Consider the following 13,053-nt stretch of genomic DNA (forward strand, 5'->3'; position numbering starts at 1 on the left):
GGCGCTCGGATGACGTTTGTCCTGCTAAATCACTCGTCTCTCTGAAATATCGCCCAAGTGGGACCGCCTCAGAGATCACATGAGCCACTCCGGACGCAGCCTCCGGATGGCTCCTGGAACGTTTTCTCCAGCGGTTGCACGCGTGGCCGTGGCGCGCGCGAAGGGGTGCCCGATCTCCTCGGGGGGTTGCCGAATGAATACTGAGTATGCATACTCAGTATTCATGTCGATCCGACACGGACTGCTCGCTCTGCTCAGCCAGGGGTCGCGTCACGGCTACCAGTTGCGCGCCGAGTTCGAGGCGTCGACGGGGGCGACCTGGCCGCTGAACATCGGCCAGGTCTACACGACGCTGGCCCGCATGGAGCGGGACGGTCTCGTCGAGCCCGGCGAGCAGGACGAGCAGGGCCGGATCGTCTACTCGATCACTCCGGACGGAGCGACGGAGGTCGGGCGGTGGTTCGCCACGCCCATCACGCAGACCGAGCGGCCGCGTGACGAGCTCGCCATCAAGCTCGCCATGGCGGTCACCACCCAGGATGTCGATGTGGCCGAGGTCGTCCAGGCCCAACGGACCGCCACCATGCGGACCCTGCAGGAACTCACCCGGAGCAAGCGCGGTCTGGACTCTCCGCTCGACGTCGCACAGACGCTGATCCTCGATTCCAAGATCTTCCAGGCCGAGGCCGAGTTGCGCTGGCTCGACCACTGTGAGGCCGTCCTCTCCCGTAGATCCCTTCAGCACCCCCAGGAAGAACCATGATCGATCGTGATCCGTCCCCCGTTCCATCTGTCGTCGAGGAAGATCCGGGTCGTGATCTTGTTGTGGAATTGGCCGACGTCGGCCGCGTTCACCAGGAGGGGGCGCAGGCCGTCCACGCGTTGAAAGAGGTCAGTCTGGAGATCGTGGCGGGTGAGCTCATCGCGGTGATGGGGCCGTCGGGGTCGGGGAAGTCCACGTTGCTCAACATCGTCGGCGGCCTCGACCGGGCGACGTCCGGACGAGTCGTGGTGGAGGGGGAGCCTCTCGACCTGCTGTCACCGCCTCGGCTGGCCGCCTTGCGCAGGAGGCGCGTGGGCTATGTCTTCCAGGACCTCAACCTCATTCCGTCCCTGACGGCGGTGGAGAACGTCATGTTGCCGAGGGAGCTGGACGGGGTCCGTACGGGGAAGGCGCGGAAGGAGGCACTGGCGGTGCTCGGCGAGATCGGCGTCGCGGACCTGGGCGACCGTTTCCCCGACGAGCTGTCGGGAGGTCAGCGTCAGCGGGTCGCCATCGCCCGCGCGCTGGTGGGGGAGCGTCGGCTGATCCTGGCGGACGAGCCGACCGGCGCGCTCGACACCGCGACGGGTGACGACATCTTACGCCTGCTCCGTGCCAGGGCCGATGCCGGTGCGGCCGTCCTCCTGGTCACTCATGAGCCTCGCTACGCCGGGTGGGCCGATCGGGTGGTGTTCCTGCGGGACGGGCAGATCGTGGACTCGGCCACGGCAGGACTGGTGACCGCGCGATGAGCGCATTCAGGGCCGCCCTCAGGATCTCCCGCAGGAACGCGTGGCGCTCCAAACGACGCAGCGCACTGATCCTCACGATGATCGCGCTGCCGGTCCTCATCGCGACTTTTGTGGCGAGCGCCGCGTTCGACAGCACGATCGATGACCACTCCGGCGTGCCTCTCGGCCAGGCCGACGCCGTGGTGTCGGGCTCCCCAGACCTGGCCCAGGCCGCTGAGGACGAGAGTGGGGACGCACCACCGAAAGCGAGGCCGTTCACGGCGGCCGAGGTCATCGAGATGTTCGGGCCCGGTACCCGGGCGGTTCAGATGGATCAAGGGTTCATTCGTTACCTGACGCCCCAGGGCTTCAGATCGGACATGGTCAATCAGGCGGACCTGCGTGATCCGCTCTTCCGCGGAACCTATCGCCTGCTCGACGGGCGGTTGCCCGCGGCGCCGGGCGAGATCGTCGTGAACACCGTCATGAACCAGGGACCTTCCAGCGCGCCGGGGATCGGCCAAACCTTCTTCGCCGGTCGGCAACGGGTGCCACTACGCGTCGTGGGGGACGTTCTCATGCCCCTGGGCTGGCCGCCCGACTTCGTCGGGTTTCCCGGCAGCCTGCCCGTCGGCATCCTGGATGACGCAGGGCCGGGAGGGACGACCTTTTGGATGGTCGACACCCCCAAGCCTGTGTCCCGGGCGGAAGCCCGGAGGCTCGCCGCGCGAGGCGCGGACGTCGTCAGCCCGGCCGCGCCCGATGAGTCGCAGCAGGTCGTGACCTCGAGCGATAACAGCGTAGATCTCGAGCCGGTTCCTTGGATCGCGATGATGCTGCTGGAGGTGGTTCTGCTCGCGGGGCCCGCGTTCGCGGTGGGCCAGCGGCGGCGGTCGAGAGAGTTCGCCCTCATCGGCGCGCAGGGCGGTTCGCCGCGGCAACTCAAAAGGATCGCGCTCGCCGACGGGCTGCTCTTCGGGGTCTGTGCTTCGATGATCGGTGCGGTACTGGGCATCGGCGTGGCGGCCCTCGTGAAGCCCTCGCTCGCGGTCGGTTCCGACAGCCTGGAGGAGTCGATCTCAGTCCCGTGGACGGTGGTCGCGATCATCATGGCGATGGGCGTCGCAGCCGGACTGCTCGCCTCTCTCGCGCCCGCACAGCGCGCGAGCCGGACGGACATGATCGCGGTCCTCACCGGCAGGCGGACCCCAGGCCGGGACCGGGCGGGCCGGCCGGTGCTGGGACTGGTGCTCATCGTCGCCGGCCTGACCGGCACCGCCGTGGGCGCACGGTACAGCGTCGCGTGGATCGCCAGCGCCGCTCTGCTCACCCAGCTCGGACTCCTCGCAGTACTGCCCTGGCTGATCGCCCAGGCGGGCCGTCTGGCGGGCGTGTTGCCGTTCTCGCTCCGATTCGCGGTGCGGGACGCGGCGCGCAACCGTGGCCGTACGGTTCCCGCGGTCGCCGCCGTCATGGCCGCCGTCACGCTGTTCACGGCACTGGGTGTGGCGTCGCGAAGCAACTTGTCCGCCCCGCCGGTCTTCGGCTTCGACTATCCCCAGGGTCCCCCGGGAGCGTTGTGGATCCGCGGCCAAGAACTGGGGCCAGAGCTGTGGGACCGCGTCCGTGCGCAAGTCCATGCCGCGCTCCCCGCCGGTGCGCCGGTCATCGAGGCCAAGGCCCTGGTGACCTCGTCGAGTGAGCTGTTTCTCGTCGACGTCCCGCCTCGCGATCCCGACCACCCTGAGTCGACAACGGGCATCGAGACGGTGGATCCCAGCGGCAACGGCGGCCTGCTCGTCGGTGACGAGCGGTTGTTGCGCTATGTGCTCGGCCGCGAGGACTCCTCCGCCGCGTCCGCCCTCCGCGCCGGGAAGGCCGTCGCGCTGAATCCGGGGGACGTCCGCAACGGGAAGGTGCACATCGGTCTCACGACCTCGGACTCCGACATCAATGATGCCGAGCTGACTCTGCCCGCCGTCTCCGTGCGGGCGACGGGGCAGGGCTGGGCACGCGTCGTCATCTCTCCCGAAACGGCCAAGAAGCAGGGTTACGCGACCGATACGGCGCTCCTCGTGGTCGATCCCGCAAGCTACCGCGTTGTACCCGCGGCGGCGCGTCGGCTGCTTTCCGACGTCGGCCAGATGAGTCCGCAGGTGACGGGCAGGCTTGAGGTGCCCCAACCTCCGGACGACAGGCCGATTCTGTTGACTCTGGGCGCGGCCGCGGCGGTCCTGGTCCTCGGCATGACCTTCGTCTCCACAGGCCTCGCGGCGGCGGAGGCCAAGCCCGATCTGGCGGTCATGTCGGCGGTGGGTGCCGCACCTCGCATGAGGCGGCGGGTGAAGGCCGGGCAGGCGTTGGTCATCGCGCTCGCGGGCGCGGTCATCGGGGTGCTCGCCGGGCTCGTGGCCGGCGTCGCGGCCGGATGGCCGCGGCCTCACGCGCGCGCGTCCCGGCCACTCTTCGGCGCCGACGGTCTCCCCCTCACGCCGCAACCGGCGACCCCTGTGATCATCGTCCCGTGGAGCCTGATCGCGCTGCTGGTGGTGGGGCTTCCGCTGCTCGCCGCGCTCGTCTGCGGCGTGTTCACCAGGTCACGGCTTCCGGCTCCCCGGCGCAGGCCGGCCTGACGGCCTGACGGCGGTGTCAGGCCTCCGGCGCCGCCGTCTCGGAGGTCTTCTCCGGTTCCGAAGTGGTGATCGCGGCCAGGCGGTCGGCGGTCAGGTCGTACTTCAGGGTCATCCAGATGCTCGCGATGGTGATCACGGCGGGGATGGCGGTGAGGCCGACGATGACGGCGGTGTGCGCGCTCTCCGGCTGGGTCACCGGGTTCTCGGGGTCGGAGGAGATGAAGCCGCCCACGGCGAGGGTGGCGCCGTAGATGGTCGCGCCGAAGGCGGCGACGGCGTTCTCGGCGGCGGTCCACAGGCCGGTGAAGACGCCGCCTCTGCGCTCACCGCTGACCGCTCCGTCATAGGCGATCACGTCGGCCAGCATGGAGAACTGGAGGAGTTGCAGCCCCGCGTAACCGACGCCGACCACCACCACGGCCAGGTGGGCGTACAGCGAGCCCAGAGCGGGGGCCCCGACGGCCAGGATGTCACCGATCGCGAACAGTGACGCGGCGAGGATCATCGCACCGCGCTTGTCGAGCCTGCGGGCCAGCCACACCCACAGCGGCATCGTCACCAGCATGGGCGCGACGAGAGCGGCGAAGAGGGTGACCTTCGCGTCCGGGTCGTCCAGTGTGTACGCCGCGAAGTACGGAGCGCCCGCCAGCATCACACCCGCTGCGAGGGTCTGAGCGGAGCTGAGCCCGAGCAGCCACATGAACGGCTTCGACGTCCGCGCGGCCCGCACCTGCGCCCGCAGTGTGCCTCCCGCCGACTGCTGCTGGCCGGTGAACGGGGCACGGGCCGTGCCGTAGAAGGAGCCGATCATGGCCGCGAGGAGGATCACCGCGAAGATGATCCCCATCATGCGGTAGCCGTCCACGGTGTGACCGGCGATGAGCGGCGCGACGATCCCGCTCAGCCCGATCGAGATGGCGATGAAGACCATCCGCCACTGCAGCAACGAGGTCCGCTCGTGATAGTTGCTGGTCATCTCGGCCGGCATCGCCTTGTACGGAACCTCGTACAGGGCGAACCCGGTGGCCGCGATCAGGAACATCACGCCCACGAAGATCCCGGCCGAGGTGCCCTTGAGCGGGGGGCCGAGGAACATCAGGGCGAAGAACAGCGGGAGGACGGCCGCGCCGGCGAGCAGCCACGGGCGCCGCGGCCCCCATCGCGACGTCGTACGGTCCGACCACTGACCGACGAGCGGGTTGGCGATCAGGTCCCATGCCTTGGGGAGGAAGACCACGACGCCGGCGAGCAGGGCGGGCACGGCGAGCACGTCGGTCATGTAGATCAGCAGCAGCAGACCGGGAATGGTCGTGAAGTTCGCCGAGCAGAACGAGCCGACGGCATACCCGAGGCGCACGCCGGTGGTCACGTTCGAGGGGGGCCTGGCCGTCGCGGAAACCATGCCGTCATTCAAGCCGAGCAAGCGCCCGACCGGAAGGCTTTCTAGATCGCAATCGGGGTACGAGAGAGGCGCGCCGTCAGTCCGTGACGTCGGCGCAGACGACGTGCGCGCCGAGTTCGATCATCCGGCGTTCGGTGTGGGAGTCCGCCACGCGGGCCATGAGCGCGGGCGCCTCGCTGGCCGCGAGTTGCGGCAGCTGGGCCCGGACCCGTCGGTGCAGGCTCTTGACGATGTCGTCCGCGGAGGGCGTGTGCACCTTGACGTGCAGCATGATCCCCGACGAGCCGGCGGCGGTGCGCGCCTCGGAGATCCACACGTGGTGGACCAGCGGGAAGTCGCGGAGCATCTCTCCGATCGCCACCCGGAGGGCGGGCAGGATCGGATGACTCGTCCGGCGGTAGCTGGGGTCGACCACGGGGGCGGCGCCCGACGTGTGCTGCCGCGGCGCGGGGACCCAGGACGAGGACACCGGAGCCGGGACGGGAACGGGAGCGCTCCGCGGCAGGTGCGAACTCGTGATCGCCGCCATCGCTCCCGTGGCGTACGCCGCGGGAACGGGGGCCGACTGCCTGTTCAGCGCGGGTGTCGGGCCGGTGCGGGTCGTCCGGAGATGCCGCTGGAGGTCTTCGATCGGCACGGCCGCCGCAGCGGGACCGGCCGCGTCGATGACGATTTCCCGGACTCCGGTGACGCGCTGGATGTCGAGGATGGTGTCGGCGTCGCAGACCGACAGTGAGTGGCTGCCGTTGTGGCGCGCGTAAGTCGCGGGCCCGGTGTAGCCCAGCAGAACCCGCTCGCCGTTCTGGGTCGTCCCAAGCACCACGGAGCGGTCTGGCCGTACGGCAACGAGGATGCCCCATTCCGCCAGAGCCGCAAGCAGCTCCTGGGGTCCGCCGTGCTGCGCGAGCACTTCGCCGAGGGAGGGGTTCCCGATGCTCATATGCTGAACGATAGGTAGAGAACCATGGCTTAAGCAGGCTAATCGTCAAGATTGGGTGCTATCAATACCAAGACGACCCTTGTACGGATAGGACCGGTCCAAGTTGGGTAAACAACCCCACTAGTGCCCACATCGGCATAGGTCTCACCCTTCTCTGTGGTCACACGAGCCCCCGTCTCCGTTCACGCGAAGCCCCGTCTTCGTGGAATCGACGCGGGTTCCGTCTCGGATGGCGGATCGCTCGTGAGAGCTTTCACAAGCTCCGGCTAGACTCGCGCGTGTCCGAGCCGTCGCACTTCGAAGGACTGACCAGTGAACAGGCCCGTCGTACTTGTCGCAGAAGAGCTCTCCGATGCGGGTCTCGCCGTCCTCGGCGCGGACTTCGAGGTCCGCCATACCGACGGCGCGGACCGGGCGCAGTTGCTGCCCGCACTCGCCGACGTGGACGCCGTGATCGTCCGCAGCGCCACCCAGATCGACGCGGAGGCCGTGGCCGCGGCGCCGAAGCTGCGAGTCGTCGCCCGCGCGGGCGTCGGACTCGACAACGTGGACGTCGAGGCGGCCACCAAGGCCGGTGTCATGGTGGTCAACGCCCCGACCTCCAACATCACCAGCGCGGCCGAGCACACCATCGCCCTCATCCTCGCCAGCGCCCGCAACGTCGCCCAGGGTCACGCCGCGCTCAAGGACGGCGAGTGGAAGCGCTCCAAGTACACCGGTGTCGAGCTCGACGGCAAGGTCGTCGGCATCCTCGGCCTCGGGAAGATCGGTCAGCTGGTCGCGCAGCGCCTGCAGCCGTTCGGCGTCGAGCTCATCGCCTACGACCCCTACCTGCAGCCGGCCCGCGCCGCCCAGATGGGCGTCCAGCTCGTCTCCCTCGAAGAGGTCCTCGAGAAGGCCGACTTCATCACCGTGCACCTGCCGAAGTCGAAGGAGACCGTCGGTCTCATCGGCGACCGAGAGCTGCACCTGGTCAAGCCCTCCGTGCGTCTGATCAACGTCGCCCGCGGCGGCATCATCGACGAGAACGCCCTCTACGCCGCCATCAAGGAGGGCCGCGTCGCCGGTGCGGGCATCGACGTGTTCGCCAAGGAGCCCTGCACCGACAGCCCGCTGTTCGAGTTGGACCGGGTCGTGGTCACGCCGCACCTCGGCGCCTCGACCCACGAGGCCCAGGAGAAGGCCGGCACTCAGGTCGCCCGCAGCGTGAAGCTCGCCCTCGCCGGCGAGTTCGTCCCGGACGCCGTGAACGTCCAGGGCGGCGCCGTCGCCGAGGACGTCAAGCCGGGCCTGCCGCTCACCGAGAGGCTCGGCCGCATCTTCACGGCCCTCGCGGGCGAGGTGGCGACCAGGCTCGACGTGGAGGTGCGCGGGGAGATCGCCTCCCAGGACGTGCGCGTGCTGGAGCTGGCCGCCCTCAAGGGCGTCTTCACCGACGTCGTGACGGACGCGGTGACTTACGTCAACGCCCCGCTGCTCGCGAAGGACCGCGGCGTGGTGGTCGAGCTGGTGACCAGCGGGGAGAGCCCCGACTGGCGCAACCTCATCACCGTCAGGGGCGTGCTCGCCGACGGCCGCACGGTGTCGGTCTCCGGCACGCTGTCCGGCCCCCGGCAGATCACCAAGATCGTCGAGGTCAACGGCTTCGCGATGGAGATCGAGCCCACCGACCACCTGGCGTTCTTCACCTACACCGACCGGCCCGGCATCGTGGGCATCGTCGGCCGCCTGCTCGGCGAGCACGGCGTCAACATCGCCTCCATGCAGGTCTCCCGGAACGTGAAGGGCGGCAAGGCCCTCATCGCGCTCACCGTCGACTCGGCCATCCCGTCCGACGTCGTGGAGCAGATCGGCGCCGAGATCGGCGCCGACAGCGGCCGTACGGTCGACCTGGAGGACTGAGCACGGCCGGCGGCCGCGCGGTCGCCGGAGAACACATGGGACAGGGAGCCGATCGCCGATCGGCTCCCTGTTCGTTTTTCTCCGCTCGTCTTCCCATGGGGTGCGGCCGAGGCTCGGGATGCGAGGGTTCCTGATGTGGCTGGTCAGGCCGGTGATGCCCCAGGGATTTCGTCTCAACAAGTGAGATGCTAGGTCGTCCTACAAGATACTGGGGTAACCTGGCTGGTGATGACGCGCCAGGTGTTCGTACTCCTTACCTGCCGCGGCGGGGCCTGATCATGGCAGGCCGGCGACCCGCCGCGGTGTGCGGCGTGTGCCGGCCGATGGCTTCTCGGTTCCAAGACGCGTGATCCGCGCCGGAGCCCGAAAGTCATGAGCCCCCCGGGTTCGCGACCGGAATCCGCCTCCCAGCATTCCTTTCTTGGAGATGAGATCCGCCATGTACGAGATGTATCCCTGGAACCGCCCGGAAGACGCCGAAGACGAGGCCACCGCAGCGCTGCAGACCGCCCTCGACCGGCGTGACAACGGCGGCTCGCCGCAGCGCTGAACGTCTCACCCGATCGAGGGGTGGTCATCACGGGGATCGGCCGGCCGGTCTAACCGGCCGGCGTGTCCCCGTCCAGTGCCAAGGCGAGTGCCCCGTAGAGGGGTGCGTCGTCCACGAAACGGGCCGCCACGATCTCCGGCGGGTACGGCACGGCCTGCCGTACGGCCTCGCGCAGGTGGGGCATGATCAACGAGGCCGCGCCCATCATGCCGCCCCCGACCACGACGCGGGACGGGTCGAGCGCGACGCAGAGATTGGCAAGGGCGAGCCCCAGCGCGTCGAAGGCGTCGTCGAGCAGGGTCCGCACGCGTGGCTCGTCGCCGCGCTCGAACAACTGGGCCGCGGTCACCGGACTGCCGAGCAGTTCGGTGCCGCGCTCGGCCAGCGCGACCCCGGAGATGTACTCCTCCAGATGCGCCCGGGCCGCGGCGGGCTCGGACACCTCCTGCTGCCGTTCCGTCACCCCGCCGGGTCCTGCGGCCGGCCGTGGCACGCGCAGGTCGTCCGCATGGCGGGCGAGGTAGGCGATCTCGCCTGCGGCGCCGTGCGCACCCCGGGTCACCCTGCCGTCGACGACGAGGCCGGCCGCGAGCCCGGTGCCGAGGTTGAGGTAGATCCCGTCACGTACTCCCGCGAGGTTGCCCCACCGGAGCTCGGCGGCCGTCGCGGCCTTCACGTCGTTGGCCACGAACACCGGCGTCCCGCCGAACTCCTCCCGCAGCAGACCGGGCAGCGGCAGCCCCTCCCATCCCGGCACGTTGGGCGCGAGCCGTACGACGCCGTCGCGGACGATGCCGAAGGTGGACACGCCGACGGCGACCAGGTCCCCGGGCTGCGAGGCGAGCAGGGAACGGCAGGCCAGCACGGTGCGGCGCACCACCTCGGCCGCTCCCTCGAAGCCGCGGGTCTCCAGGCGCGTCACGGGCAGAGCCGTTCCACGCTCCGTTCCCGGCGCGGCATCAGGAGCCGCTCCGGAAGCTCCGGAAGCTCCGGAGACCCCGGAAGCGACCCCGGGGGGCACTCCCGCGGCACTCAGCGGTGCCACGGTGAGCGCCACCTTGGTGCCCCCGAAGTCGATGCCCAGCACGTAGGGAAGCGGTTGCGTGCTGTCGCTCACGGAGTGCTGCCGCGCCGGGCGAGCGAGTCGATGGCCACGGCGAGGGCGAGGACCGCCGCGGTGACCATGTACCGGACGGAGGAGTCCACGCTCAGCAGGTACATGCCGTTCGTGATCGACTGGATGACCAGGATGCCCAGCAGCGCCGCGTAGGTCCGCCCCCGGCCGCCGAACAGCGACGTGCCGCCGATGACCGCCGCGGCGATCGCCATGAGGAGGATGTCGCTGCCGCCGGAGCCCTGGTTGACGGCCGACAGCCGGCTCGCCGACAGGATGCCGCCGAAGGCCGCCAGTGTGGAGGACAGGACGAACGCCAGCACCCGGATCCGGGTGACGCTGATGCCCGCCCGCCGGGCCGCCTCGACGTTGCCGCCTACGGCGTACATCCACCGGCCGAACGCCGTGTGCCGGAGCACGAGGTCGAAGGCGACCACGAGCGTCCCGAAGATCACCAGCAGGAGCGGCACGCCCCGGTCGGCCGACATGACCAGGACCGCTCCCGCCAGCACCAGCGTGAGGCCGCCGATCTTGACGGCGGTCCACCACGCCGGCGGCACCGGAAGCTCCGCCGCGAGCCGCAGTCGCCGGTTGATCAGGCTCGACCCTCCGGAGACCAGGACCAGCATCGCGACGATGAGCCAGGCCAGCCAGGGCGGCAGCCACGTGTCGCTCAGCTTCGCCACGAAGCCGTCGAAGGGCAGGTTGACGATGCCGCCCTCGCCGAGCAGGTAGAGCAGCAGGCCCTGCCAGCCGATCAGGCCCGCGAGCGTCACGACGAACGACGGCATCCTGAGCCGGGTGAACATGATCCCGTGCAGGAGGCCGACCAGAGCCCCGGCCGCCAGGGCGACGACGATCGCCAGGATCGGGTTCCAGCCCTGCCGTACGGACAGGATGGCCATGACGACGGCGCACAGGCCGCTGACCGAACCCGCGGACAGGTCGATCTCGCCCAGCAGCAGCACCATGATGATGCCGAGTGAGATCGTCCCCGTCGCCGCCATCTGCAGCGCCAGGTTGGTGAGGTTCTCCGGGGACAGGAAGTGCTCGTTGAGGGACCCGAAGACCACGGCGATCGCGATCAGGGCGCCGACCACCGGCCAGGCGCCGAGATCCCCGTGCCGCAGGCGCTCGACCGCCTCCTTCGGTGTGTACGGCTTGCGCGTGACCGTGGCGGCGTTCATGCGGCGGCTCCGGTGATGGCGGCCACGATCGACTCCTGGGTGGCGTCGGCCGTGCGGAACTCGCCGGCGTTGCGGCCGAGGCGCAGCACGACGACGCGGTCGCTGACCGCGCGGACGTCGGCGAGGTTGTGGGAGATGAGCAGCACGGCGAGGCCGCGCTCGCGCAGCCGCCTGATGAGGTCGAGGACCTGGGCGGTCTGCTCGACTCCCAGCGCGGCGGTCGGCTCGTCCAGGATGACCAGGCGAGGCTCGCCGATCAGCGCGCGGGCGATGGCCACCGACTGGCGCTGGCCGCCGGAGAGCATCGCCACGGGCACCCTGATGTCGCGGATGCGCACGTCGAGGGAGGTCAGCAGGTCGCGCGCGGATCGTTCCATCCGGATGTGGCTCAGCACCGACCTCTTCCGCAACTCGGAGCCGAGGAAGAGGTTGGCCACGACGTCGAGGTTCTCGCAGAGCGCGAGGTCCTGGTAGACGGTCGAGATGCCGAGCCGCTGCGCGTCATGGGGGTCGCCGATGTGCGCGGGCTCGCCGTCGATCGCGACGCCCCCGGAGTCGGGGCCGATCACGCCGGCGATGACCTTCACCAGTGTCGACTTGCCGGCGCCGTTGTCCCCGACCAGGGCGACCACCTCGCCGGGGTGCAGGTCCAGGCTCACGTCCTGGAGAGCCTGGACCGCGCCGTAACGCTTGGACACGTCTTTCGCGGAGATCATCTACTGGATGCCCGCCTTCGCGCACGCGTCCTTGAGCTCCGGCGTGCAGATGTCGGACGCCTTGTAGAAACCGTCCTTGACGATGGTCCCGGCGATCTTGTCCGCGGTGACGGGGATGGGGTCGAGCAGGAACGACGGGACACTCGCCGTGCCGTTGTCCACGGTCGTGGGCGCCGCGGGCTTCTCGCCCTTGGCCACCGCGACCGCCAGCTCGGCCGACTTCTCCGCCTCGGCCCTGATGTCGAGGTAGATGGTCATGTACTGGTCGCCGCTCAGGATCCGCTGCACGGCAGCGAGCTCGGAGTCCTGACCGGTGATCGGCGGCATGGAGCTGTAGCCGGCGCGCTTCATGGCGGCGATCGCGCCGCTGGCCATGCCGTCGTTGGCGGACAGGACGCCCACGATGCTGTCGCGGCCCAGGGCGGTGATGGCCTGCTCCATCTCCTGCTGCGCCTTGTCGGGGCTCCAGTCGGGGGTGTCGAACTCCCGGCCGATCTTGACCTTGCCGTCGAGGACGTTGTGCGCGCCCTTCTTGTAGTCGGCCGAACTGGGGTCGGTCGGCGAGCCGTGGATCATCACGATCTGGCCCTTGTCCACCGTCCCCTTCGCGGTCAGCGCGTCCAGCAGGCCCTGCCCCTGCATCTCGCCGACCCGGACGTTGTTGAACGACACGTAGTACTCGTAGCCGATGCCGGAGATCAGCCGGTCGTACGCGATGACCGGCACGTTCTTCTGCTTGGCCTGGTTGACCAGCGGCGCCACGGCCGCGGCGTCGACCGCGTCGAGCACCAGCACGTCGGCGCCCTGGGTGAGGGCGGCCTCGACCTGCTGCTGCTGTTTGGTGGCGTCCTGGTCGGCGTTGGAGTAGAGGAGTTTGCAGTCGGCGCAGAGCGCCTTCACCTTCGCCTCGAACAGCGGCCGGTCGAACGCTTCGTAGCGGGTCGTCTTCGACTCGGGCAGGAAGAGGGCGATGGTCTTGCCGTCGCCGCCCTTCTCCCCGGACTGCGTGGCGCCCGTGGTCGAACCGTTCCCGCAGGCCGCGGCGAGCAGAAGCGCCGCGGCGGATATGGCCAGCATTCCTCGACGCATTGGACACGATCCTTTCTCACGACCCG

The 13,053-nt window shown here is 69.6% G+C and carries 11 protein-coding genes; 5 read left to right on the top strand and 6 right to left on the bottom strand.

The features are described from left to right. Positions 1-223: 223 nt before the first annotated feature. The 3 genes from Psi02_RS19695 to Psi02_RS19705 are packed head-to-tail and all read left to right on the top strand — an operon-like array spanning position 224 to position 4,127. Complete coding sequence (locus Psi02_RS19695) at positions 224-763, top strand: PadR family transcriptional regulator (protein WP_203976183.1); 540 nt, start codon at positions 224-226, stop codon at positions 761-763. After that, positions 760-1,515 carry an ABC transporter ATP-binding protein gene (locus Psi02_RS19700; protein WP_203976186.1) on the top strand — a complete coding sequence of 252 codons (756 nt, stop codon included), beginning with the start codon at positions 760-762 and terminating at the stop codon, positions 1,513-1,515. The genes Psi02_RS19695 and Psi02_RS19700 overlap by 4 nt, the downstream gene beginning before the upstream one ends. Beyond that, a complete protein-coding gene (locus tag Psi02_RS19705) occupies positions 1,512-4,127 on the top strand; it encodes an FtsX-like permease family protein (protein WP_203976187.1) in 2,616 nt (871 codons plus the stop codon). Before Psi02_RS19700 ends, Psi02_RS19705 begins: the two co-directional genes overlap by 4 nt. 16 nt (positions 4,128-4,143) lie before the next feature. On the opposite strand, the gene Psi02_RS19710 is transcribed toward Psi02_RS19705, so the two are convergent. Both Psi02_RS19710 and Psi02_RS19715 read right to left on the bottom strand, forming a co-directional pair. Further along, the gene (locus Psi02_RS19710) at positions 4,144-5,529 is read right to left on the bottom strand and encodes an MFS transporter (RefSeq protein WP_203976189.1); all 1,386 of its coding nucleotides are present in this window, start codon (positions 5,527-5,529) and stop codon (positions 4,144-4,146) included. A gap of 76 nt (positions 5,530-5,605) precedes the next feature. Then, positions 5,606-6,469: a hypothetical protein gene (locus Psi02_RS19715; protein ID WP_203976191.1), complete on the bottom strand. Its 864-nt coding sequence runs from the start codon at positions 6,467-6,469 to the stop codon at positions 5,606-5,608. A gap of 312 nt (positions 6,470-6,781) precedes the next feature. Here Psi02_RS19715 and serA point away from each other — a divergent pair, with 312 nt between their 5' ends. Together serA and Psi02_RS40730 are read left to right on the top strand one after the other, a co-directional pair. Next, positions 6,782-8,371, top strand: a complete 1,590-nt coding sequence (serA, locus tag Psi02_RS19720; protein ID WP_203976193.1) for a phosphoglycerate dehydrogenase — start codon at positions 6,782-6,784, stop codon at positions 8,369-8,371. 421 nt (positions 8,372-8,792) lie between these two features. After that, on the top strand, positions 8,793-8,921 hold the full coding sequence (locus tag Psi02_RS40730; RefSeq protein WP_275409602.1) for a hypothetical protein: 129 nt from the start codon (positions 8,793-8,795) through the stop codon (positions 8,919-8,921). 49 nt (positions 8,922-8,970) lie between these two features. Here the strand turns inward: Psi02_RS40730 and Psi02_RS19725 are convergent, their stop codons facing one another. The 4 genes from Psi02_RS19725 to Psi02_RS19740 are packed head-to-tail and all read right to left on the bottom strand — an operon-like array spanning position 8,971 to position 13,027. Further along, positions 8,971-10,038: an ROK family protein gene (locus Psi02_RS19725; RefSeq protein ID WP_203976195.1), complete on the bottom strand. Its 1,068-nt coding sequence runs from the start codon at positions 10,036-10,038 to the stop codon at positions 8,971-8,973. Continuing rightward, positions 10,035-11,222: a sugar ABC transporter permease gene (locus Psi02_RS19730; protein WP_203976197.1), complete on the bottom strand. Its 1,188-nt coding sequence runs from the start codon at positions 11,220-11,222 to the stop codon at positions 10,035-10,037. Before Psi02_RS19730 ends, Psi02_RS19725 begins: the two co-directional genes overlap by 4 nt. Then, positions 11,219-11,938: an ATP-binding cassette domain-containing protein gene (locus Psi02_RS19735; protein ID WP_203976199.1), complete on the bottom strand. Its 720-nt coding sequence runs from the start codon at positions 11,936-11,938 to the stop codon at positions 11,219-11,221. The genes Psi02_RS19730 and Psi02_RS19735 overlap by 4 nt, the downstream gene beginning before the upstream one ends. Continuing rightward, entirely contained in the window at positions 11,939-13,027 is a 1,089-nt protein-coding gene (locus tag Psi02_RS19740) for a sugar ABC transporter substrate-binding protein (RefSeq protein WP_203976201.1), read from the bottom strand. Between the last annotated feature and the right edge of the window lie 26 nt (positions 13,028-13,053).

Origin of the sequence: Planotetraspora silvatica, assembly GCF_016863315.1 — a bacterium.
Lineage (GTDB): Bacteria > Actinomycetota > Actinomycetes > Streptosporangiales > Streptosporangiaceae > Planotetraspora > Planotetraspora silvatica.

Excerpts from the sequence above, each read along its gene's own strand:
- Psi02_RS19695 (WP_203976183.1), top strand. The coding sequence starts at position 224 with ATGTCGATCCGACACGGACTGCTCGCTCTGCTCAGCCAGGGGTCGCGT.
- Psi02_RS19700 (WP_203976186.1), top strand. The coding sequence starts at position 760 with ATGATCGATCGTGATCCGTCCCCCGTTCCATCTGTCGTCGAGGAAGAT.
- Psi02_RS19705 (WP_203976187.1), top strand. The coding sequence starts at position 1,512 with ATGAGCGCATTCAGGGCCGCCCTCAGGATCTCCCGCAGGAACGCGTGG.
- Psi02_RS19710 (WP_203976189.1), bottom strand. The coding sequence starts at position 5,529 with ATGGTTTCCGCGACGGCCAGGCCCCCCTCGAACGTGACCACCGGCGTG.
- Psi02_RS19715 (WP_203976191.1), bottom strand. The coding sequence starts at position 6,469 with ATGAGCATCGGGAACCCCTCCCTCGGCGAAGTGCTCGCGCAGCACGGC.
- Psi02_RS19730 (WP_203976197.1), bottom strand. The coding sequence starts at position 11,222 with ATGAACGCCGCCACGGTCACGCGCAAGCCGTACACACCGAAGGAGGCG.
- Psi02_RS19735 (WP_203976199.1), bottom strand. The coding sequence starts at position 11,938 with ATGATCTCCGCGAAAGACGTGTCCAAGCGTTACGGCGCGGTCCAGGCT.
- Psi02_RS19740 (WP_203976201.1), bottom strand. The coding sequence starts at position 13,027 with ATGCGTCGAGGAATGCTGGCCATATCCGCCGCGGCGCTTCTGCTCGCC.